This window comes from Mesorhizobium sp. WSM4816 (assembly GCF_055811535.1).
Genome location: NZ_JBVVQR010000011.1, coordinates 1 through 22,765, shown reverse-complemented (window position 1 = coordinate 22,765; position 22,765 = coordinate 1). Strand labels below are relative to the sequence as shown.

Annotated in this window: 17 protein-coding genes and 3 pseudogenes; 7 read left to right on the top strand and 13 right to left on the bottom strand. The window is 63.2% G+C overall.

Annotation, left to right across the window (positions count from 1 at the left end):
- Positions 1–40 precede the first annotated feature (40 nt).
- Genes AC0L3H_RS14410 through AC0L3H_RS14400 form a run of 3 tightly spaced genes read left to right on the top strand, consistent with a single transcriptional unit; the run spans position 41 to position 3,794 of the window.
- Positions 41–868 carry an N-formylglutamate amidohydrolase gene (locus AC0L3H_RS14410; protein ID WP_436798455.1) on the top strand — a complete coding sequence of 276 codons (828 nt, stop codon included), beginning with the start codon at positions 41–43 and terminating at the stop codon, positions 866–868.
- Complete coding sequence (locus AC0L3H_RS14405) at positions 865–2,733, top strand: flavohemoglobin expression-modulating QEGLA motif protein (protein WP_473585900.1); 1,869 nt, start codon at positions 865–867, stop codon at positions 2,731–2,733. Before AC0L3H_RS14410 ends, AC0L3H_RS14405 begins: the two co-directional genes overlap by 4 nt.
- Before the next feature lie 14 nt (positions 2,734–2,747).
- On the top strand, positions 2,748–3,794 hold the full coding sequence (locus tag AC0L3H_RS14400) for a glutathione synthetase (protein WP_287174071.1): 1,047 nt from the start codon (positions 2,748–2,750) through the stop codon (positions 3,792–3,794).
- Positions 3,795–4,127: 333 nt separating this feature from the next.
- On the opposite strand, the gene AC0L3H_RS14395 is transcribed toward AC0L3H_RS14400, so the two are convergent.
- The 9 genes and pseudogenes from AC0L3H_RS14395 to AC0L3H_RS14355 all read right to left on the bottom strand — a co-directional run bounded on the left by AC0L3H_RS14395 (position 4,128) and on the right by AC0L3H_RS14355 (position 12,523).
- Positions 4,128–4,799: a Crp/Fnr family transcriptional regulator gene (locus tag AC0L3H_RS14395; RefSeq protein ID WP_473585899.1), complete on the bottom strand. Its 672-nt coding sequence runs from the start codon at positions 4,797–4,799 to the stop codon at positions 4,128–4,130.
- A 1,092-nt stretch (positions 4,800–5,891) separates the two neighbouring features.
- The gene (locus tag AC0L3H_RS14390; RefSeq protein ID WP_473585898.1) at positions 5,892–6,347 is read right to left on the bottom strand and encodes a GNAT family N-acetyltransferase; all 456 of its coding nucleotides are present in this window, start codon (positions 6,345–6,347) and stop codon (positions 5,892–5,894) included.
- 209 nt (positions 6,348–6,556) lie between these two features.
- On the bottom strand, positions 6,557–7,285 hold the full coding sequence (locus tag AC0L3H_RS14385) for an amino acid ABC transporter ATP-binding protein (RefSeq protein WP_473585982.1): 729 nt from the start codon (positions 7,283–7,285) through the stop codon (positions 6,557–6,559).
- A 29-nt stretch (positions 7,286–7,314) separates the two neighbouring features.
- Complete coding sequence (locus AC0L3H_RS14380) at positions 7,315–7,989, bottom strand: amino acid ABC transporter permease (RefSeq protein WP_473585897.1); 675 nt, start codon at positions 7,987–7,989, stop codon at positions 7,315–7,317.
- Positions 7,986–8,657: an amino acid ABC transporter permease gene (locus AC0L3H_RS14375; RefSeq protein ID WP_287238615.1), complete on the bottom strand. Its 672-nt coding sequence runs from the start codon at positions 8,655–8,657 to the stop codon at positions 7,986–7,988. The genes AC0L3H_RS14380 and AC0L3H_RS14375 overlap by 4 nt, the downstream gene beginning before the upstream one ends.
- Positions 8,658–8,819: 162 nt before the next feature.
- On the bottom strand, positions 8,820–9,608 hold the full coding sequence (locus AC0L3H_RS14370; RefSeq protein WP_023799181.1) for an ABC transporter substrate-binding protein: 789 nt from the start codon (positions 9,606–9,608) through the stop codon (positions 8,820–8,822).
- Between the two features lie 112 nt (positions 9,609–9,720).
- Positions 9,721–10,884, bottom strand: coding sequence for a saccharopine dehydrogenase family protein (locus AC0L3H_RS14365; RefSeq protein WP_473585896.1), 1,164 nt, complete (start codon positions 10,882–10,884; stop codon positions 9,721–9,723).
- The gene (locus AC0L3H_RS14360; RefSeq protein ID WP_473585895.1) at positions 10,881–11,432 is read right to left on the bottom strand and encodes an Lrp/AsnC family transcriptional regulator; all 552 of its coding nucleotides are present in this window, start codon (positions 11,430–11,432) and stop codon (positions 10,881–10,883) included. The genes AC0L3H_RS14365 and AC0L3H_RS14360 overlap by 4 nt, the downstream gene beginning before the upstream one ends.
- Before the next feature lie 168 nt (positions 11,433–11,600).
- Positions 11,601–12,523 (bottom strand): annotated as a pseudogene (locus tag AC0L3H_RS14355) (LysR family transcriptional regulator).
- Between the two features lie 92 nt (positions 12,524–12,615).
- Here AC0L3H_RS14355 and AC0L3H_RS14350 point away from each other — a divergent pair.
- A pseudogene (locus tag AC0L3H_RS14350) lies at positions 12,616–13,439 on the top strand (NAD(P)H-dependent oxidoreductase).
- Between the two features lie 49 nt (positions 13,440–13,488).
- On the opposite strand, the gene AC0L3H_RS14345 reads toward AC0L3H_RS14350, so the two are convergent.
- From AC0L3H_RS14345 to AC0L3H_RS14330, 4 genes are all read right to left on the bottom strand, one after another.
- Positions 13,489–14,214: a 3-keto-5-aminohexanoate cleavage protein gene (locus AC0L3H_RS14345; RefSeq protein WP_473585894.1), complete on the bottom strand. Its 726-nt coding sequence runs from the start codon at positions 14,212–14,214 to the stop codon at positions 13,489–13,491.
- A gap of 216 nt (positions 14,215–14,430) precedes the next feature.
- Entirely contained in the window at positions 14,431–15,741 is a 1,311-nt protein-coding gene (locus AC0L3H_RS14340; RefSeq protein ID WP_473585893.1) for a tetratricopeptide repeat protein, read from the bottom strand.
- 211 nt (positions 15,742–15,952) lie between these two features.
- Positions 15,953–17,308 carry a sigma-54-dependent transcriptional regulator gene (locus tag AC0L3H_RS14335; RefSeq protein WP_473585892.1) on the bottom strand — a complete coding sequence of 452 codons (1,356 nt, stop codon included), beginning with the start codon at positions 17,306–17,308 and terminating at the stop codon, positions 15,953–15,955.
- A gap of 13 nt (positions 17,309–17,321) precedes the next feature.
- Entirely contained in the window at positions 17,322–19,196 is a 1,875-nt protein-coding gene (locus AC0L3H_RS14330; RefSeq protein WP_473585891.1) for a sensor histidine kinase, read from the bottom strand.
- 223 nt (positions 19,197–19,419) lie between these two features.
- Between AC0L3H_RS14330 and AC0L3H_RS14325 the strand changes: the two genes are divergently transcribed.
- The 3 genes and pseudogenes from AC0L3H_RS14325 to AC0L3H_RS14315 all read left to right on the top strand — a co-directional run bounded on the left by AC0L3H_RS14325 (position 19,420) and on the right by AC0L3H_RS14315 (position 22,622).
- Positions 19,420–20,751: a dicarboxylate/amino acid:cation symporter gene (locus AC0L3H_RS14325; RefSeq protein WP_473585890.1), complete on the top strand. Its 1,332-nt coding sequence runs from the start codon at positions 19,420–19,422 to the stop codon at positions 20,749–20,751.
- A 132-nt stretch (positions 20,752–20,883) separates the two neighbouring features.
- Positions 20,884–21,188, top strand: a pseudogene (locus AC0L3H_RS14320) (HigA family addiction module antitoxin).
- A gap of 369 nt (positions 21,189–21,557) precedes the next feature.
- The gene (locus AC0L3H_RS14315) at positions 21,558–22,622 is read left to right on the top strand and encodes a glycosyltransferase family 2 protein (protein ID WP_473585889.1); all 1,065 of its coding nucleotides are present in this window, start codon (positions 21,558–21,560) and stop codon (positions 22,620–22,622) included.
- The last annotated feature ends 143 nt before the right edge of the window (positions 22,623–22,765 follow it).

The window sequence follows — 22,765 nt, the reverse complement described above, 5'->3', positions numbered from 1 at the left end:
CCGTCCACACCCTCCACGCATTCGATGGACTGTGAACACGATGACTTCCAACAATGATCCGGGCAACAATGATCCGGGTGGATCACCGGCAGGCTGGACGATCAAGCTCGGAGAGTCGCCTATAGTCGGTACAGCTATCCACAGCGGCACCGACGTTGGCAGGGCTTGTCGATCGCTCATGTGTCTCTCCGATCCCGACCGGCGTCGAGAAGAGGACCCGTTCACCGAGCGTTTCATCGCCGATTTTCCTACCCAGATCATCGTTCATCGGTCACGCTTCCAAGTGGATCTGAACCGTGCGCGAGACGCTGCGGTCTACCGGTCGCCGGACCAGTCCTGGGGCCTGAAAGTCTGGCGAGAGCAGCCGGACGAGGACATCGTTACGGAGTCTCTCTCCTTTCACGACGCCTTCTACAGTGAGCTGAACCGTGTCCTTGCCGGTATCGAGAAGCGCCATGGCAGGTTCGTTCTCATCGACGTCCATAGTTATAATCACCGGCGCGACGGACGGGAGGCTATGCCTACATCCCGTGACGTCGCGCCCGACATCAACATCGGTACGTCTTCCATGGACCGCGAGCGCTGGGCACCGGTCGTCGACGCTTTCATCGAGACGCTTCGCGGCCAGCGTCTCAACGGCGAGCCGATCGATGTGCGCGAGAATGTGTCCTTCCAGGGCAAGGGCGAACAGACCCGTTTCGTCCATGCCAATTTTCCGGAAACCGGGTGTGCCATCGCCGTCGAGTTCAAGAAGATTTTCATGGACGAATGGAGTGGCGAACCCGACTGGGGAACAATCGAGCGGCTGCGCGCCATGCTGGCGTCTACGGTGCCCGTCCTGGAATCGGCGCTGCGGGCCATGCGATGAAGCCCAAGCTCGTTGAGCTCGCGCCTCTATTGGCGCAAATCGAATCGGACCTGGACGCGCTTTTGCGAGACGGCAAGCCAATCCGCCGCGATTTCGGCAATGGCAACCGTTTGCACATGGATCGGCCGCTGCCCTTTCTGTGTGTCCATGTTGGGTCGCATCAGGATGCGGCATTCCATGCCGTCTCCGCCAACGCGTCCTATCTGATCGCGGCCGACATCGGCCTCGCCCGCGAGGCCGCGCGGCTGGTGGTGCGAAGGCTGCGCGATCACTGCGGCGCCTTCCTCATGCTGGACATCGGCGAGTTGGCCGAAGACCGGTTCCTGACCGAAGATGTTCCGTTTTTGCCGCCCTTCGAGATTGCGCTGGCCTGCGGTGACACGGCGGCGGAGAAGGCGGCACTGAAGCGCTTCGCCACCGCTGCGTCCGCACGCGAAGCAAAATACCGCACGCCCCGCGTCGACGAACTCAACCCCACGACACGCGCCGAAGCACGGCTTCTGGATGATCTCGGCGATGCGGCGTGCTTGACGGTACGTTTCGCACCGATTTACCGGGTGCCTGGCACCAAGCGCGTCTACCCCGAACTCCACGACCTTGTCGTCGCCAACATGGTCGATTCCGCGCTTCAGGCCGTCAGCGCCTTCCTGAAGGCATCAAGGGTGGAACAGCCGGCAACCCATCGTTCGCTGGGGCGGCGCGCCTACATCGACGCAGTGGTGCGCGCTGATCGGGCGATCGACAACGTCGCGTCGACATTCGATTTCCTGCTTGCCGTCACACCGATCAATGCCGAACCAGCCTGGCTGGAATTCCAGGCAGGCGCCTTCGAGCGTGTGCCCGTGCTGCTCTACAGGCCGCTCGAGTTCGAGGTCGCCGGCCAGAAACGGAAGCTCTATTCGGTCTCGCTCGATCATCTGGAAGATCCGCTGCTGACCACGCTGCTCTCGCAAAAGCAGCAGGAACTCGATCTCCAGCTGTCGATGCTCGCGGCGCGCGAAACGCCTCGCTTCGTCGAACTCGGACGAGCTCTCTATGGTAGCGTCGAGCCGAGCCTGGCGGCGCGAGCACGCGCCATTCTCGAAAAGGCGCCTAGCGTTGCGTCGGCCACCCGGCAGAAGGGCCTGGGCGCCGACGCTGTCGCCGCGGCCGCGCGAGACATGATCGCCGGCTACCGGGCAGCCTATCCCGAATTCGATGCCTCCGTGGAGATCCGCGGCGACCTGCCGGCCGGCCTCCTCGTCTCTCGAAACCGGCTGCTGGTTTCACGCGATACCAACCTTCCACCGGAGCGTCTGACTGCGCTGCTCAGTCACGAGATCGGTGTCCATCTGCTGACCTATTTCAACGGCGATGCGCAGGGGCTCGCCATTTTCCGCAACGGACTCGCCGGCTATGAGGGCATGCAGGAGGGACTGGCCGTGCTGGCGGAATATCTGGTCGGCGGCATGACCGCAGCGCGGTTGAGGCTGATCGCGGCCAGGGTTATCGCCTGTCAGGCGATGCTCGACGGAGCAACATTCGAGGAGACCTTCCGCATCCTCCACAGGGATTTCGGTTTCGACGATCGCGGCGCCTTCAACGTCGTTCTGCGTGTCTATCGAGGCGGGGGCCTTGCAAAGGACGCCATCTATCTGCGGGGCATGGTGCAGATCCTCGATCATCTGAAGGACGGCGGCAGCCTCACGCCGTTCTGGATCGGCAAGATCTCCGCCGCGCACTTCGGAGCGATCCAGGAACTCAACGCGCGCGGCTTGCTGCGGGCGCCGCGCCTCGAGCCCGCGTTCCTCTCTTCCGACGCGGCGCGTCCGCGTCTCAAGAAAGCGATGGCGGGAATCGGTCCGATCGATATGGTTGAAACTTGAGCGGAGTCTCCTCGATGCGCATTGCGTTCTTTGTCAATTCCATTGAGAGCGAGACGCCCGCCTACACGACGACAGCGTTGGCGCTGGCCGCCGTCCAGCGCGGCCATTCCGTTGTCTATGTTGAACCAGGCGACTTCATATTGCGTCCGGATGACGGTCTGGCTGTCAGCGTAGCGGTTCTGCCGGATGCTTCCTACAAGACGTCCGACAGACTGCATGCTGCCCTGAAGGATGCAGCGAAGCAGAAAAAGACGTTGGCGATAAGCGATATCGACATTGTGTTTCTGCGCAACGATCCATCGCTGGACGCCACCGATCGGCCATGGGCCGCCAACGCAGGCGTTATGTTCGGGCGGCTCGCGGCGGCTCGCGGCGCGATTGTCGTCAACGATCCGGATGGCCTGGGACAGGCGCAGAGCAAGCTCTACCTTCAGTCTTTTCCCGAGGCGGTCAGGCCGGCTACCCTGATATCGCGCAGCATTACCGAGATCCGCGCATTTATCGACAAACACTCGAAGGGCTGCATCGTCAAGCCACTCCAAGGATCGGGTGGCAAGAACGTCTTCCATATTGCAACGCCCACCGATTCCAACCTCAACCAGATTTTCGAAGCGGCCAGCGGTGACGGCTATCTCATCGCGCAGGTCTACATCCCGGAGGCCAAGGCTGGTGACGTGCGTCTTTTCCTCATGAACGGTCTGCCGCTGGTGCGCGACGGCAATTACGCAGCCTTTCGCCGCCTTCCAGCCAAGGGCGACGTCCGGTCCAATATCCATGCCGCCGGAACAGCCCGCAAAGTCAAGGTAACAGGCACGATGTTGGGCATTGCCGAGATGGTGCGCCCCAAATTGATCAATGACGGCATGTTTCTGGTTGGGCTTGACATCGTCGGGGACAAGCTTCTGGAGATCAACGTCTTCACGCCAGGCGGGCTGACACGGCTCGCCGTCATGTACAAGACGGATTTTGCCACAAGCGTCATCATTGCGCTGGAGGAGAAGCGGACGCTGCGGCAAGCCTATGGAACGGCCATGACAAATTCGCGGCTGGCAACGCTCTGAGGGATGCAGGCAGGCCGGCTAGCAGGCCAACTAGGACGGCAAGTGGGTTGAGGTTCGCACTGAGACTCTGGCGACATTCGGCTGAAGACGCCGGCCGGCTCTTTCCAGACTAGGGCAGAATCCAATCACTCTGAACGACCGAGTTCAATCCTTGTCTGCCCTTCGTTCGGAGAACTTCTAAGAAGCCGAGTCATGATTCTTGCAAGGGGTGAAGCGATCAAGCCCGACCCGCGCGCTGGCACGCTAGGCTGCCCGGTTTGCCGGAAGGAATAATCACTTGCGGCCGAGGAGTATGAAACGTGCGGTGCCCCCCCGCCGCAGCAACAGCCTTCGCTATTCCTTCTTGTCGACCAGCGCCCGTAGTGCCGAGACGTCATGCAGCAATAACCTGCTGCCGCGCTTTTCGATCAGGCCTCTCTTGGCGAGGTCGCTCATTTCGCGCGAAACCGCTTCCCTGTGCGTGCTCATCGTTGCCGCCAGCTCGGAATGCGTCGGTGCCGGACCTATGGACACCTCGCCGTCCACGAGTGCGGCTTTCTCCGCCCGATGCAGGAGCTCGACGATCAGCCGTTTTCGCACGACCAGAGTGCTGTATTCGAATACCCGCTCGGTCATGCGCCGGAGCTGGGCAGACAGATGCTCAAGCAGCATCCAGGCAAAAGTCGGGTGGGTCATCACGATATCCCGGAATGCTGTGCCGGACAGCCGTGCAGCGCGGGTTGCCTCCAGCGCGACTACGCTGGCAGAGCGTGCAATCCCGTCAATGCCTCCGAGCTCCCCGAAAATGTCACCCGGTTCGACATCGCGATACGCTATCTCCCTGCCGTCCGCTGAAACCAGTGTCACGCGAGCCCGTCCTTCCAGCAGGAAGAAGACATCGCGACCAGTGTCGCCGTGGGAAATGATCAGCTCGTTGTGTCGATAGCTGCGCTCGTGCCACCGTTTGGTCAGCGCGGCGAGGTCGGCATCGCAAAGTCTTGAGATGAAGGCCGGAGAGCCTGTCACAACAGCCTCTTGTTCAATCAGGTGTACTTCACCTTACTCCCTATCCAAGGAAATTTGATGGCCGCAGGCCCCGCTTTCCGGAAAGCAAAACTGGGAGCGGATTTTTCCAATGTTTTCCCCGGTGTGGGAATTCCCACAGCCGAGCCTGGTTCGACTGGCATATCCTTGTTTGCAACATCCAGGCCCGCCGGCTCGTGTTCAAGCCGGCGAAGGGAAAGGGAACGGTCATGAAATTCTTGGCTCCCGTCACAAAACTTGCTGCGGGGTTTCGCAAATTCGTCGCGCCGCGCTACCGCCCGGAGCTTTATTACATGCGTGGCCCGGGGCCAGCCACCGCCCGCCGTATGGGCACGCCGCGGCAAAACCAATCCATCGACCACGCCTAACTTGCCTCGCGGACGGCTGAAGCTCTCGCCCGGAGTGCCGTTCGCGCCGTTCCGTACCGGTCAATTCAGATCAATGAAGGTACGATCTGATCATGGTTATAATTCATGCTGCCGCCATCGGTCCATTTCGCAGGTGGTTACGCCTCCGCGCCGAGCGAAAAGCTCTCTTGTCGGCAACGGACCAGTTGAGCCGTTTACCCGATGACGTTCTTGGCGACATCGGCATCTCACGTGACGAAATCATATGCGCTTTGCGAAGCCGCGCCATCCGTCATGCGGAGGCAGGCGCGGCCGGCACGACGGTCGAGCGCACCAGGATCGCTTCGGCCTCGATCCCGAAACGGTTGGCCGCCGGCAGTAGCTACGCCTCGGCCGAGATCCCCTTTGGCTGGTCCACGAGCGCGCGATCGAGCCTTACATCGCGGCTTCGACAAGCAGCGGCGCGCGGACGGGACCTTCGAACGGCACTACACCTGCGACCCCAAGTACTGAATGTTGACCGACGGGAACTGGGGAGGATCTCAAAATGATCATGTCAGTTGTTAAGTCCCTCGCGCTCGCTCACGCTGACATGCCAATCAAACAGCTGAAAGACGTCTATTTGGATTGCGAACGGGGAGGCCGCCGGTGCGCTGGGGACGGAAGACGTGATGTACTGTTCGATGCGCGAGTTCCGACTAGGCGCGCGATAGCAGTTTGCGCATAATCAACGATGCATGGCCTTCTGCACCGTGCAACGCGGCCACTTCGAACCATGTTTGCGGTAAAAGGCCATTGCCCGGTCGTTTCCCTCGAGCACTTCGAGTGCGATGCTCAGGATGCCGGAATGGGCGGCAAAGTCAGCGTGCAATATATTAGCGGCTAGCCCGGTGCCGTACTCGCTTTGATCGATGTGGAGCCGGTCAAGCATGACGTCGCCGGCTTCATTCACCTTAGCCATCGCGTAGCCGGCAATCGAGCCGTCTGGCCGTTCTGCCACGAACGACATTTTGTTGGTGTCTGTCAGTTCCGCCGCAATCCGCTGCAGCGTGTGATCTTCATCCGAAATCAGGGCCGCGGTCTCGGCACCCATGATTGGCGAGTACGTCCTGCGCCAAGACTCTCCAATGAGCAGCGATACCGACGGCACGTCCTGCTCAGTCATGGCTCTGATTTGCATCATCGATAACGTCCCCTGCCGGTCAATTATAGCGTTGCCGGACGGGCCGCTCAAATTCGGAGCGGCGGCCTACCGCCGTTTCATCGCATGGGGGTCACGCCGTTCCCGAATGTCTGAACATGGCGCTAATTGCTCGTTCCCATCGACGAGACGGATGGCAGCATTCCACCCGTCTCGGCCATTGGCGACAGCCAGCTGGTTGAGTTTTGACTCTAATGCCGCAGAATCTTGCTCAGGAAGGCGCGGCTGCGGTCGGTCTTGGGGTGCGAGAAGAATTCATCCGGCGTGCCGCTCTCGACGATGGCGCCGGCATCCATGAACACCACGCGCTGGGCGACCTTGCGGGCAAAGCCCATTTCGTGGGTCACCACCATCATGGTCATGCCCTCCTCGGCGACCGCGACCATGACGTCGAGCACTTCCGAGATCATCTCAGGGTCGAGCGCCGAGGTCGGCTCGTCGAATAGCATGATCTTGGGGCGCATACCGAGGCAGCGGGCGATCGCGACGCGCTGCTGCTGGCCGCCGGAGAGTTGTGCGGGATAGGCATTGACCTTGTCGGCAAGGCCGACGTTGGCAAGCAGCTCGCGCCCGGCCTTCTCGGCCTCGGCGCGCGGGATCTTGCGGACATGGATCGGCGCCAGCGTCACGTTCTCGAGCGCGGTCTTGTGCGGATAGAGGTTGAAGGACTGGAAGACGAAGCCGATCTCGGTGCGCAGCCGCGTCATGTTGGTGGCGGGGTCGCCGAGGCGCTGGCCGTCGACCACCAGGTCGCCGTCGCGGATCGTCTCCAGTCCGTTGATGCAGCGGATCAGCGTGCTCTTGCCCGAGCCGCTCGGGCCGCAGACGACGACCACTTCGCGTGGCTCGACGCTGAGCTTGATGTCCTTCAGCACATTGAGCGTGCCGAACCATTTGTTGACGCCGCGAAACTCGATCATGCCGGTACCATTTTTGCTGAGGTTCAACGTCACAACTGCACCTCGCCATGGGCCGCACCCATGCGTTGCTCAAGCCGGCGCGCCAGCAGGATCAGCGGATAGCAGACGATGAAATAGCCGATGCCGACGAGGAAGAAGACCAGCAGCCCGTTCGGCACGCGCTGCACCACCAGCCAGCCGACGCGGGTGAGATCGGTGAGCCCGATGGCCGAAACGACGGAGGAATCCTTGATCAGCAGCACATATTGCCCGACCAGCGGCGGCAGCACGATGCGCATCGCCTGCGGCAGCACCACCTGGCGCATGCGCTGCCAGCGCGACAGACCGGACGCCAGCGCCGCCTCGACCTGGCCGGTCGGCACCGAGCGAATGCCGGCGACGACGATCTCGCAGATGAAGCAGGCGGCCAGATTGGTCAGCGCGATGATGCCGGCAGTGAAGGCGTCGAGCTCGATGCCGAGTTCCGGCAGGATGAAGAAGATCAGGAAGATCTGCACCAGGAACGGCGTGCCGCGGATCAGGTCGACCCAGGCGCCGATCGCAACGCTGATCAGCCGGTTGCCGCCGGTCCGCAGAATGCCGAGGCCAAAGCCGATCAGCGTGCCCAGCACCAGGCTGACCAGCGACAGCATCACGGTCATGCCGAGGCCGCGCAAGGCGAGGGGATAGCTGCCGGCGAGGCTTTGCAGCTGCTGCCAGATCATGTCCGTGCCCCCGCGAGGCCGAGCCAGCGCCCGGACAGCGCCGCCAGTCCCTTCAGCCCGTAATAGAGCAGGAGGTAGAAGGCGGCGATGGTGATAAAACCTTCCGCCGGCATGAAGCGGTCGGAGGCGAGCAATTGCCCGGCGCGCGTCAGTTCGGCGACCGCGATCAGCGACAGCAGGGCGGAATCCTTGACCAGCACGATCGCTTGGCCGAGCAGCGGCGGGATCGTCACCTTGAACGCCTGCGGCAGGATGACCAGGCGCATGCGCTGGATGTAGGTCATGCCGGAGGCGACGCCGGCCTCGACCTGGCCGCGCGGGATCGACAGGATGCCGGCGCGGATGATCTCGGCGACATAGGCGCCGCTGTTCAGCGACAGAGCAAGGATGCCGACGACGAGCTCAGGCAGGATGATGCCGAGCCGCGGCAGGCCGAAATAGAGGAAATAAAGCTGCGCCAGCAAGGGCGTGGCGCGCACCGCGTCGATATAGGCCTTGGCCGGGATGCGGAACAGCCAGCCGCGCTGAAGGTTCATGGCGGCGAGCACGATGCCGACGGCGAGCGCCCCGGCAAAGGCGAGGACAGACAGCCACACGGTCGTGACGAGGCCCTGCCCGAACAGGGGCAGATATTCGACAATGGTGCGGAAGCTGAAATTTTCGAGCATGGGTGGGCGGTGAATGGTGAATAGTGAATGGTTAATAGTTAGGGAGTAGGGAGTAGGGAGTAGCGAATAGCGAATAGCGAATGTGAATAGCGAATAGTGCCTAGAGGCTATTCACTACTCACTACTCACTACTCACTACTCACTACTCACTACTCACTCTACTCAGTGATCCTTCTTCCAGTCGTCGGAATTGACCCAGTAGTCGAGGTTCTTCTGCAGGCGGCCGTCGAGGCTGACCTGGTCGAGGAACAGGTTCATCCAGGTCAGCAGGTCCTGCTCGTCATAGCGCGTGGCGAAGGCCAGCGGCTCCTTCGACAGCATGTCCGGCATGATGGTGAAGCTGCCGGCCGGGTAGGCGGTCGACTGGCCCTTGACCGCCGAGACGTCGTTGACGCCGCAATCGGCCTGGCCGTTGTTGACGGCGTCAAGCAGCAGCGGGCCGCCGCCCTTGTAGCTCTTGATGTCGGCGTCCGGGAAAGCCTTCTTGGCCTCCTTCTCGCCGGTGGCGCCGAGCAGCACGGCGATCTTGGTACCCTTGGCCTTGCAATCCTCGGTGGATTTGAACTTGCCGTCGGCCTTGGTGAAGACGGTGCTGCCCGTGTACATATAGGGCTTGGTGAAGGCGACCTTCATCGCCCGTGCCAGCGTCGGCGTCATGTCGGCGACCAGAAGATCGGCCTTGCCCGACAGCAGGGCCGGGATCAGGCCGTCCCAATCGAAATCCAAAAAGGTGATCTTGACGCCCATTTCCTTGGCCATCAGTTCGGCAAGTTCGACCGAACTGCCGGTGCGCTCGCCGGCAGCGCCGACCAGCGAGAAGGGCGGTCCCTGCGTCTGCACGGCAACGCGCAACTCGCCGCGCTTGGTGATCTCGTCGAGCGTTCCGGCACTGGCCGCGGCAGTGAGACCGGCGAGCGCAAGGCCGGCGATGAAAAGCTTGGCAATGGTCATTGGGCATTCCTCCTTGTTGTCGTTTGTTATTTTCACTTTGTTGTTCCACCCCTTTGGGGTGCTTTTTGAGCGGCAGCGCCGTTGCCGGCGGCGACCACCGTTCGAAAATCTTTCAGTCCCAGTCGATCGTTTCGGATACCCGTATACCGCGTCTGGCCAGTTCATCGAGAAAGCGGCCGTCCGGCACATGCAACAGCGGGTTGAGCAGGCCGGGCTCGGCAATTTCGCCCCGCGCCAGCATCTGCGCCACGATGCTGGCGGGATAGCCGACGCCGAGGCTCATGCCGAACAGGCCGGAGGCGAGGTCGCGTTCGATGACCAGGTCCGACATCATCGTCTTGCGGCGGCCATCTTGGGTGCCGGTAAAGACATTGCGCATCACGCAAAGGTCCTTCTCGCCGGCGCCGTATTGCAGTTGCGGGCCGAGCAGCCGGCCGAGAAATTCGCGTGGGCTGGCGCCAACGCCGGGCACCTTGTCTTCGGAAAGGAAGCCAAGCTCCTTCAGCGGCGCCCAGAACGCCGACCAACCCGGCCAGCGCAACGAATAGCGGCCGGAGCGCTGCAACCCCTTGGCGGCGGCAAGCATGCCGGCATAATGCGGCGCGTCGCCATTGGGGAAGGCTTCCAGCCTGCCGAGCCCCGCGATCTCGATCTCGTGGATAAAGCGATTTTCATGTTGCTGGCCGGCCGGCACATCGACCCGCTTGCCGTTCTCGACCAGCACGCTGTCGCGGTTCTGGCTCATCAGAACCATGTCAAAATTCCAGCTCACCTTGTAGCACAGCGGCTTGGCCATCGCCCTCGGCTCGGGGATACCGCCGCAATAGGAATCAATCGCCGTGATGGCGTCGAACTGACGGGCGGCGCGCGCGTAGAGCACAAGGTCGATGCCGGGGTCGAGCCCGCATTCGGTCATGATCGAAACGCCGGCCGCTTCCGCTGCGGGGGCAAGGTCGGCGATCGTCTTGCCGTAATTGGTGGTGACCAGCGGCGTGCGCGTCGCGATCGCGGCCTGCACCGCCTCGCGCATCAGCGGCTGCGGCAACAGATCGATGGCGGCGTCGACACCCGCCAGCACATTCGCCAACACAGGGGCGATCGCGCCTTCGGGCACGACGAAACGCACGCGGGCAAGGTCGGTCAGGCCGCCAAGCCGGGCTGCGCCATCCCGGGCGGTATCGACGCAGACGACTTCTTCGACACCGGCGCTGGCGACAAGATCGGCGATCGCCGCCCGGCCTTGCAGGCCGAGGCCGCCGAGAACCGCGATCTTCATGGTGTTTCCTTTCGCCCAGTTTCGTCGCGCCCAGTTTCGTCGCGCCCGGTTTCGTCGCGCTTGATCTCGTCCGACCAGCAGCCTTCCGGCAGGCTGACCCATTTGTTGCAGGAGGCCATGACGACGAACGTCTCGCTGCGCACGACTTCGCCCGGCTCGCCGGCGCCGGGGATCAGTTCGCTGGTAACGCGATAGAGATCGGCGACATCGCCGGCCACCGTCACGTCGACGATGATGTCGAAACGTCCGGTGACCACCGAGGCTGAGTTCACGAAAGGCAGTTCGGCGATGCGCTGCGCCAGTTCCCGGGCGCGGCCGCGCCCCTGCGCATTGATGCCGACGATCGCCGAGATCAATTCTGGGCGCTCGGTCAGGTTGAGCAGCCCGACGATCTTGAGCAGGTTGCGGTCAAGCAGGTTGCGCAGCCGCATGCGCACCGTGGGCACCGAGACGGCCATCTTCTCGGCGAGGCGATTGACGCCAAGCTGCGCATCCTGCGACAGCAGCTTGACCAGTCGCCGGTCGGTCTGATCGAGATGTTCCCGCAAAAACTCAGGCTTTCATAAATGGAAAGAATTTATCGAATTTTCTTTCTGATATGAAAACAACTTAGGGTGTATCTTTTTAAATCGCAAGAGCGTTCGGCGCTGTCAACAAGGCCGCATCCCGGAAGACGGGAGGGTTTTGCCAGCCGCAGCCGACCGAGGGCATGCCGACTAACGCGGTTTCTCGATCCCTGGAATGCCGCCGATCCGCTCGGCGAGAAAATCGACCAGCAGCCGGACCCTGGCAATGCCGGCGCGCTCCGGGACGATCAGCATGCTCAGCGGAATGGGAGGCGGGGCGTAGTCCGGCAGGATCACTTCCAGCCGGCCGGCGGCGAGGAGATCGTCGACAAGCCAGTGATGGGCAGGTGCAATACCGCGCCCGGCGACGAGGGCTTCGCGCACGGCAAGCCCATGGTCGACCCGAAACCGGCCGCCAAAAGGCACCGCGTGGCGTTCGCCGCCCGGCCCCTCCAGGGCGAGCGTGTCGCTTCCCGCGATGTTCGACATCCGGATGCCTTCCTGGCCAGGCAGGTCCTGTGGGACGGCCGGTCTGCCCCGCGCCGCCAGATAGGCCGGTGCCGCCACCAGCAGACGCCGGGACTGACCGAGCGCCCGAAGTTTCATCGAGCTGTCGGTGAGCGGACCGAGGCGAAGCGCGATGTCGACGCCCTCCCGCACAAGGTCGATGCGCTCGTCGGTGAGGCTGAGATCGACACCGATGTCGGGATAGCGGTCCGAAAGGCGAAGATCAGCCGGCTGACGTGCAAGACCCCGAGCGCCGCCGTGCAGGATATCCGGATCGTGCCGGCCGACGCGCCGCGCGTGCCCCGCGCCTCGTCGCCGGCCTGCTCGACGAGGCGCAGGATCTGGACACTGTCGGCATAGTAACGGCTGCCTTCATCGGTCATCGTGACACGCCGGGTGGTCCTGCTGATCAAGGGCACCCCGACGGCGTCTTCGAGCTCGCGCAAATGCCGTGTGACCGTCGACTGCCCAACCCCGAGTTCGCGCGCCACCGCCGACAGGCTGCCGCGCTCGGCGACGCGAACGAAGGTGCGCATGCGCTCGAGGGTCACATCAGATCTATCCATTATTCGGCATAATCTTATGCATTGCTCAGATGTAGCGGATCATCTCTGGCCTAGCTACCTTCAGTGCCATCATCCTTCTTCGGAGTGGCCCCATGAAAGTCCTGCTTGTTTTTGCTCATCCTGAACCGCGTTCGCTCAACGGAGCACTGCGTGACGTCGCCATCAGGGAACTCGAGGCCCAGGGCCATGAAGTGCTGATATCGGACCTCTATGCCGATGGCTGGAAATCCGAGGTGGACCGTGCCGACTTTCCGTCGTGGCCGCCCGAAGAACGCTTCCTGCCGGCTGTGGCATCCAAAAAAGCATTTGGGACCAACACGCTAACCGAAGATGTTAAAGCAGAGATCGACAAGCTGCTGTGGGCCGACACGTCCAATTCCCGCTGTGGTGGTATGCCATGCCGGCAATCCTCAAGGGCTGGGTCGACCGGGTGTACGCCTACGGCTTCGCCTATGGTGTCGGCGAGCATAGCGACAAGCGGTGGGGTGACCGCTTTGGCGAGGGAACGCTCGCCGGCAAGCGCGCGATGCTGATCGTGACCGCCGGCGGCTGGGAGGAGCATTACTCCGCCCGCGGCGTCAACGGCCCGATCGACGACCTGCTGTTCCCGATCAATCACGGGATCCTTTACTATCCGGGCTATGACGTGCTTCCGCCTTTCGTCGTCTACAGAGTGGATCGTTTCGGCGAGGCCGATTTCGAGCCTGTCGCGGAGCGGCTGCGCGAAAGGATGCGGACGCTCGAGACAACCCGACCGATTCCCTACCGGCAGCAGAATGGCGGCGACTACCACATCCCGAGCATGCAGCTCCGCTCTGAGCTGGGCGACCCGGGCGCAGCAGGGTTCGCGCTTCACGAGGATCGCGCAACCGCGAAATCGGCTACGCCGCGTTCGACTTTGCGGGACGTGGCCTGACGCAGCATCCCGAGAAGATCGGCAAGGCGCCCGAAGCCTACGGGATGAATCAACGACCGGCCCGGAAAATCGCAACCGCAGCAGCCGTCAGTGCGGCATTGCCGGACGCCGTAGTGCCGTCCGGAAGCGCCTTGCCGTCTTCCAGCCCGACGCGCGTCGACCAGTTGCGTTCCGCCGCCCGGTGCACGAACGGCCACACCGTGGCGTCGGCACCGTGCAGCAGGATGGCGCGACGCAGTCCGGCGCGGTCGAGCACGGCGGCGATGCCGTCGCAGGCTTCCAGCGCCTCGTCCAATTCCTGCTCGGAAATCTCGATCAGGATGCGCAGCACCTGGTTGCCATTGTCTAGGCGGACCAGGCGCTCGGCATCAGCGACGGAGGCGAGCCCGGCCTCGATACCGATGCCGCGCTGCCGCAGGCTTTGCATGACCTCGGGCGCTGCTTTCTCGCTCAGATTGACCGAGGCGTAGTCAGGCAGCTCGCTCCAGCCGGCGATCGCCGCAAGCGTCCGCTCGTCGTCGTTCTCGATCCAGGCGCCGGTCGACACGCCGATCAGCGTGCCCGGGCAGGCTCGGCGCAGCGTCAGGATGGTACGGTCCATCGTCGCCGGGGCAAGGCTTTCGCGGCCGTCGAGCCCGCGTGCATGGACATGCAGCTCGGCCGCACCGGCGGCCACGCAGGACGCGCCGTCACGCGCCATGGCGTCCGCGTCAAGCGGCAGCTGCGGATGGAAATCGGCGCTGCGCGCGCCATTGATGCAGGTCTGGACAATCATGAGAGTGGTCCGGTTGCGGTTGCTCAGTCTAGCGCAGGGCCGCGAAGACTGTAATTGGTCGCGCGATCATCCTGACAGATGGGCGGCCAAGCCTGAACCAATGTGACAGAATGTGCCAGGCAAGCACCACGGCCCGGACTTCAATGCGCTTGCGCGCCTTGCAGGAGATGCGTCTGTCTTTCCGATCCCAAGTCTCGGCTGGGACTCATTCTTCTGTCACGGCATAACGACCAGCGCACGTAATCTGGCGGCGGCGAGATGGCGCTCGATGTGGTCCTGAGGGCATTCGCTGGCCGCGCGCCGGTAAAGCGGCAATGCGCCTTCGGTGTGTCCCTGTAGTCGGTTGAACTCGGCGACGAAAAAATTCGCCTCACAGCGCTGTACGATTTTCGTGGCCATGCTCGCTCCGCCAGCCGCTGCCAGTACCTCGGCGGGGGTTTGTTCACCAAGAAACATATGCACTACCGGTGCCGGCCAGTTCGTCATGTCGAGCGTTTTGGCTGCTTCGCGCAAATGGCCGTCATCGCCACTGCTGCGCTCCAGGATATGCCTCCAGATCGCGAGGTAGGCATTTCCAGGCTCGAGCGCCGCAGCTTTTTCGATGTCGGCCTGTGCTTTCGCAAGCAAGCCGAAAAGCAACTCCACGAGCCCCCGGTCTCCATAGGTGTGGCCGACGTTCGGACTGAGGCTGATTGCCTGCGAGCAATCGGCTATCGCAAGCGCCTCATTACCCTTGGCGGCCCAAGAGAGGCCTCGGTTGGAATATGCGAGCGTATTCTTGGGATCGAGGGCAATCGCTTGACTATGGTCGGCGATGGCACGGTCAAAGTCACCCTTCCTGGCCCACACGACGCCTCGACTGTTGTAGGCATCCACATTTTTGGGATTGAGGCTGATCGCCTGGTTGAAATCGACCATGGCGAGGTCATTGTCCCCCTTGCCGGCCCCCGCTATGCCTCTACCGATGTAGGCACTGGCGAGCTTCGGATCGAGACGGATCGCCTGGTCAAAATAGGCCATAGCACGGTCGAGGTCGCCCTTGCTTTTCCAGACGAGTCCTCGATTGACATAGATCGCCGCCTTTTTCGGTTCGAGCTTGATCGCCGTGTTGTAGTCGGCGATAGCGCGGTCATAGTCGCCCCTGCTGAACCAGACCCAGCCTCGACCATTGTAGGCTCTGGCCTGGTTCGGATCGAGGCTGATCGCCTGATCAAAATCCGCCATGGCGCGGTCGTAGTCGCCAAGTTCCACCAGAGCGTTGCCACGCTTGCCATACGCGATTTGTCGATCGCCGGCCGGCTCCGTCGTATCCTCGATCATGCGCGTGCAGGCGGCGATTCGCACCGCCAGTTCGACCTCGTCATCGCTGATGCAATCGCTGCTGGCCGCGAACGCCGGGAAGGCCGAAACCGTCAGGACGATTGCGGCGGCCAGCGCCCACCATGAGGGCTTGAGCCACACTCGAACCAATTTCACCACCCCGCCAATCGAAGCCCTCGGCGCCGCCGCAAGCGACGCGTGGCGCATTCTAACCAACCGATTTCAGAGAGCAATCACTGGTTGCGCCGTGAATCGGTCATCGAGTGGCGGCTGGCGTGGCCGCCTCACTGCCTTGCCTGATCCGCATCCGTCGGCGTGCCGAGGAAGGCGACGATGTCGTCAATCTCAGGGTCCGTCAGCGCCGAACGGGCAGGGATGATCTGACCGCCCCGAAGGGCAGCACAAGCGATCGGCCCCCTTACCTCGAAAACTCGCTGCGCACGATGCCGTGGCGCTGCAGCTTGTCATAAAAGGTCTTGCGCGGAATCCCCAGCGCTTCGATGGTGCGCCTGACGTCGCCCTCGTTGCGGTTAAGCGTCTCGCGGATGATGTCGGCCTCGTAGCGCTCCAGCCGTTCCGGCAGTTTCATGGCGGCATCCGGCTGGGCTGGGGCGGGGGATGCCACTCCTGCGTCTTCCTCCAGTCCAAGCACAAAGCGTTCGGCGAAATGCGCAAGCTCGCGCACATTGCCCGGCCAGTCATGGTCGCTCAGATGGCGGTGCACCGCGGCCGGCACCGCCGGCAGCGGACGCCGGAAGCGGGCGGCGGCGCGCTCGGCGAAGTAGAAGAACAGCAGTGCGACGTCGTCGCGGCGCTCGCGCAGCGGCGGAATGGAGATCGTCACCACGTTGAGCCGGTAATAGAGATCCTCGCGGAAAGCGCCGCGCTGGCGCGGATCGCCGAGATCGACCTTGGCGGCCGCAACGACGCGCAGGTCGACGGGCCGCATTTCGTTGGTGCCGAGCGGGGTGACCTCGCGCATTTCCAGCACGCGCAGCATCTGCACCTGTGTCGAGACCGGCATGCTTTCGATCTCGTCGAGGAACAGCGTGCCGCCGCTGGCATGCTCGATACGGCCGATCCGCTTCTTCTGCGCCCCGGTGAAGGCGCCGGCCTCGTGGCCGAACAATTCGCTCTCGATGACCGTCTCGGGCAGCGTGCCGCAATTCAGCGCGACGAAATTGCCCTTGGCGCGGCGACTCCAGCGATGCAAAAGGCTGGCCACCACTTCCTTGCCGGAACCGGTCTCGCCGGTCACCAGCACATCGACATCGGTGTCGGCGATCTGGCGCAGCGTGCGGCGCAGCCTTTCCATCGCCGGCGTCTGGCCGATCAGCGGCAGGCCGTCCTGCGCCTCTCCGGCCGCCTCGCGCAAGGCGCGGTTCTCCATCACCAGGCGGCGCTTTTCCGCGGCGCGGCGCACGCTCTGCACCAGCCGGTCGGCGGCGAAGGGTTTGGTGATGAAGTCGTAGGCACCGTCCTTGATCGCCTTGACGGCAGCCGCGATGTCGCCATGCCCGGTGACGAGGATGACCGGGATGTCCGGGTCCAGCCGCAGGATGCGGTCGAAAAGCTGCAAGCCGTCAATCTCAGGCATGCGGATATCCGACACCACCACGCCGGCAAAACCGGTGTCGAGCCTGGCCAGCGCCTCGGCCGCCACCGAAAAAGCCGAGACCGAAAAGCCGGCAAGCTCGAGCGTCTGCGCGGTGGCCTTGAGGAGATCGCTGTCGTCATCGACCAAGATGACCGGCGCTGCGTCGTCGTTCGTCATGCTGCCTTGGCCACTATGCTGCTTTCAAGAGATGGATGGTGAAGCGGGTGCCGCTGCCGTCGCTCGAAACCTCGACGCGTCCGCCGTAGTCGGCGACGATATCCTTCGAGATGACAAGGCCAAGACCGAGGCCTTTCTCCTTGGATGTATTGAACGGCGTGAACAGCGATTTGAGAATCCCTGGCGGAATGCCAGGTCCGTTATCGGACACGCCGACCGTCACGCCGTCCGCGGTCTCCTCGACCGAAACCCGCACATGAGCGTCGTTGCGGCCGTCCAGCGCTTCAAGCGCGTTCTGGAAGAGGTTGATCAGCACCTGTTCGAGCCGGACCCGGTTGCCCATGACCTTGAGGCTCGGCGGTGGCAGGTCGATCGCCAGTGCGTCGAGCCGGCCGGCAAAGCGGCTTCTCAACAGCACGACGGCGCCCTCGATGACACCGCGCAATGCGACAGGCTCGGCGGCGGTGCGGCCCTTGCGGGCAAAGGCCTTCAATTCTTCGGTGATGGTGCCGATGCGCTCGGTCAATGCTGCGATGGCGCCGAGGTTTTCCTCGGCGGGCGCGGTCTGCTTCCTGTCGAGGAAGACCCGGGCGTTGTCGGCATAGGCGCGTATGGTGGCAACCGGCTGGTTGATCTCATGGGCGACGCCGGCGGCGACCTGGCCGAGGATGGCGAGGCGGTTGGCCTGGACCAGATCCTGCTGCACCACCTGCAGCTTGGCTTCCGTGCTGCGATGGTCTGATATCTCCGCCTGCAGCCGATCGCGGGCACGGCTCAGATCCTCGGTTCGTTCGACGACGCGGCGCTCGAGTTCGGTGCGCGCCGCCTGTTCGGCGGCGATCCGCATTTGTCCCGACTGCCGGCGCCACAACAGATACGCAGCAAGGCCGAGCAACGGGACCAAGACGCCGAGCGCAAGGAGCCGCATTTCACGGGCCGCGGCGGCGATCGGCGTCTCGGCCGGGAGGAGATAGTCGAGCCGCCAGGGGGTCGAAGCAACCGGGGCTGAAAGCCGGAGATATTCCGCGTCGCTGCCGCCGGGCGTCACCGCGTGGACGATGGATGTGTCCGGGCTGAGCGCCTGTGGGCGCGTGATCGGCAACGGCATCAGCGGTGCATCGCCGAACTGCTGGCTGTTCTGGATCGCGGCACGATCAGGCCCGGCAAGCGGCGCCGTCGTCATGAAGCGCCAGGACCGCACGCTGGTGATCAGGACGATACCGCGCTCGTCGCTGACATAGGCCGGGCGGTTCACCTCGTGCCAGTCGGCTTCGAGCTGATCGAACTCCGCCTTGACGACGACGACGCCGAGCGGTGCGGCAGCATCGCCGACGCGTCGCGAGATGTAGAGGCCTGGGCGTTTGCTGACATTGCCGAGCGCGAAATATTCGGCGGTTCCAGATTGCATCGCCGCGGAGAAATAGTCGCGGAACCGGTAGTCGTTGCCGACAAAGCTGATCGGGTCGCGCCAGTTGCTGGAGGCGATCGCCAGTCCGTCGCTGCCGATGACATAGAGCACCGAGGCCTTGGTGCCGGAGACCAGCCCTTCAAGCTTGCGATTCAGCACATCGATTGCAGCAGCACTTTTCTGCGCCAGCGCATCGCGCACCTGCTGGTCTTCCGACAAAAGCAGGGGCAGGGCGCGCGGGCTTTCCAGAACGGCGCGCAATAGCGCGACCTTCAGATTGGCGTCGGTGCGGCCCTGCGCCGTCAGTGTCCCGAGCTCGGTGATGCGGCCATAGAGACCGGCGCCGTAAAGTGCGGCCGTGGCCGTCGCAAGGGCGATTACCGCAAACAGCAGCCAGGCACGGCGCGCTCGCCTGCCGAGTTGCTCGGGCGTCGACGGCAAGGCAGCGGCGGGTCGTTGCAGCATCGCCCATTTGTGCATGATTTCGCACAAAGCACAATTCGACCATGCGAACATCCGCACTCTGTGTGGGCAAAGCCAAAAGCTTGAGTTTGAGGATACCCAACAAAATCAAATCGATAGCCTCTTAAGCGCAGTCTGGCACGGCAGTTGCAAATACGACTTCAGCGGTCACGAGGCTGCTGGGTCAAATGCAAACGCTCCGGGAGGTCGAGCTTTCGATCGGAGCACAATGGAGGACGTCATGCAGACACCATTCGCTGCCGCCGCGCCGCGCGGCAAACTTCCGTTCTACCGGCATCTCTATGTGCAGGTGCTGGCGGCGATCGCCGCCGGCGTGCTGCTCGGCCACTTCTATCCCGAAATCGGTGAGGCGATGAAGCCGTTCGGCGACGCTTTCATCAAGCTGGTGAAGATGGTGATCGCGCCGGTGATCTTCCTGACGGTGGCGACCGGCATCGCCGGCGTTTCCGACCTGCAGAAGGTGGGCCGCGTCGCCGGCAAGGCGATGATCTACTTCCTGGCATTCTCGACGCTGGCGCTGGTCGTCGGCCTCGTCGTCTCGAACGTCGTCCAGCCGGGCGCCGGCATGCATATCGATCCGGCCACGCTCGATGCCACAAAGGTGGCGACCTACACCGAAAAAGCGCACGACACCAGCATCGTCGGTTTCCTGATGAACATCATCCCCGACACGATCACCGGCGCTTTCGCAAAGGGCGACATCCTGCAGGTGCTGTTCTTTTCGGTGCTGTTCGGGCTCGCTCTTGCCGCGGTCGGCGATCGCGGCCGCCCGGTCGTCGATTTCCTGCAGGCGTTGACCACGCCGATCTTCCGCCTCGTCGCCATCCTGATGAAGGCCGCGCCGATCGGCGCTTTCGGCGCCATGGCCTTCACCATCGGCAAATACGGCATCGGCTCGATCGCCAACCTCGCCATGCTGATCGGCACATTCTACCTGACCTCGCTGCTGTTCGTGCTGGTGGTGCTGGGCGCGGTCGCCCGCTACAACGGCTTCTCGATCCTGGCGCTGATCCGCTACGTCAAGGAAGAGCTGCTGCTGGTGCTCGGCACCTCGTCCTCGGAAGCGGCACTGCCGGGCCTGATGGCCAAGATGGAGCGCGCCGGCTGCAACCGCTCGGTGGTCGGGCTGGTCGTCCCGACCGGCTATTCCTTCAACCTCGACGGCACCAATATCTACATGACGCTGGCCGCGCTGTTCATCGCCCAGGCGACCGACACGCCGCTCACCCTCGGCGACCAGATCCTGCTGCTCGCCGTCGCCATGCTGAGCTCCAAGGGCGCCGCCGGCATCACCGGCGCCGGCTTCATCACGCTGGCCGCGACGCTCTCGGTCGTGCCGGCAGTGCCGGTCGCCGGCATGGCGCTGATCCTCGGCGTCGACCGCTTCATGTCGGAATGCCGGGCGCTGACCAACTTCATCGGCAATGCGGTGGCGACCGTGGTCGTGGCGCGCTGGGAAGGGGAACTCGACCAGACCAGGTTCGCTGCCGCGATGGCCGGCGACTTGCCGGAGGAAGCCGATCTGTCGCTGCCGGGGCTGCAGGCCGCCTGAACCGTTCAGGCTATCCCATCGCAAGGGCCCGGAGCCGGCTCGCCGGCTCCGGGAAAGACCATCGGCCTTGTAAGCCGATGGTCGCAGGTCGTATCCTGCCGGTTGCCGCGCGATCGATTGGAGAAATCGGATATGAGCGTGTATGAGCCGACGCGTCCGATGGAGCGCTCCCACCCTGGAGCGCTGCTCGACGACATTATCCCGGCAACCGGAAAGACCAAGGTGGAAATCGCCAATCTGCTCGGAATCTCGCGCCAGCAGCTTTACGACATCATCCGCGAGAAGAAGCCGGTGTCGCCGGCCGTCGCCGCCCGCCTTGGAAAGATGTTCGGCGACGGTGCCGCGATCTGGCTCAGGGTGCAGCCGCGTATGATGCCTGGCACGCGGAGCGCGAAGTGGATGTCAGCGCCATTCCAACGCTGCTGCCTGAGATGTAACAGGCTTGTGAGCCTTTGGTCTTGGCGCGGGGCTTGCTCCAGCCGCATTTGCGGGTCAGTATCCGCCATGCCTTCAAAGTGCCTGTCCGCTTCGGTCCCGACCTGATCGCGACCCAAGCCTTTCCGTCAGGCTCGGTTGTCGTGTCATCCGAGCCGAACCGTCGGAGCCCTTGCTGCCGTCGACCATGATCTCGGCGGCAGCTCTTGAAGGCAATGGCGGCCTCAGCATGAAGTCGCAAAGCAAGAGACGTGACCCGTCCTGACGAAAGGCACGAGCCTTCTCCCAGGAATTCGTGGGACGCGCTTGAGGAGGAACCAGGCCCGCGCGCGGGTTTGCTGAAACCAAAGCAAGATGCGAGGTCAAATGCGATGCAGTCTGTCCCGAGGATTCCGGTATCCATCATCATTCCGAACTACAATTACGCGCGTTTCCTCAAACGCAGCATCGATAGCGCCCTCGAGCAGGACTACGCGGATGTCGAAGTCATCGTCGTCGATGATGCCTCGCAGGACAATTCCACGACAATCATGAAATCATATGGGGACAGGATCCAAGCCTGCCCGCGCGCGCAAAATGGCGGGCATGCGGCGGCGTTCAACACCGGGTTCGCGGCAAGCTCGGGCAAGATCGTCCTGTTCCTCGACGCCGACGATTTTCTTTATCCGGCCGCCGTTTCCAGGATCGTCGACACCTGGGATGCGGCAACCGCCCAGGTGCAGTCAAGGCTGCATATCGTCGACGAACGACAATGCATCAAGGACGTCTTTCCGCCGCCCGAACTGCCCTTCGACAGCGGTGACGTCATGCCGAAACTCCTGCACAAGGGCCGCTATCAGACGACTGTGACCAGCGGGCTGGCCTTTGATCGCACAACCCTCGAATCGATCATGCCTATACCGGAGGCGGAGTTCCGCCAGGGCGCCGATGGCTACCTTGTAACGCTGGCGCCCATGTACGGACACGTCCGGTCCATCGACGAATGCGTCGGCGCCTACCGGATCCACGGCGCCAACCATTCGGTGTTCGGTGAAAAGCTCGCCGAGCGGGCACGCTGGCGGGTAACCCACGACTTCCGCCGCATGCAGGCGCTGTCGGACCAAGCCTCCGGGATCGGCCTGACCATCGTCCCGTCGGAGGCTGTCCGCCACGATCCGGTCCACCTGGAAGAGCGGCTGGCGTCGCTGTGCGCGGACAGGCGCCGGCACCCAGTGGCCAATGATTCCCGGCTGGCGCTTGGGGCGGCGGGCGCCGTCGCCAGCCTCGAAATGACCGCGTCCCTGCGCCGGCGCGCCGTCCTTGCCGCCTGGTTCCTGTCGGTCGGGGTGCTGCCGCGGAAACTGGCGACGGCGGTGCTGTCGTGGAAGCTCGACGCCTCGTCTAGACCGGCATTCCTGAGCCGTCTGTCCAAGACCATTCGCCACGCCATGGGGTAGAAGAAGTTTTCAAAGGTTGGCAATCCTTCGCGCCCCCCTCTGTCCTGCCGGACATCTCCCCCACTTGGAGGCCTTTGCACAGAATCGGATTGATGATTCCGGGGGTAAGGAAGAGAGGGAGATGATTCGGATGGTCGATCGTG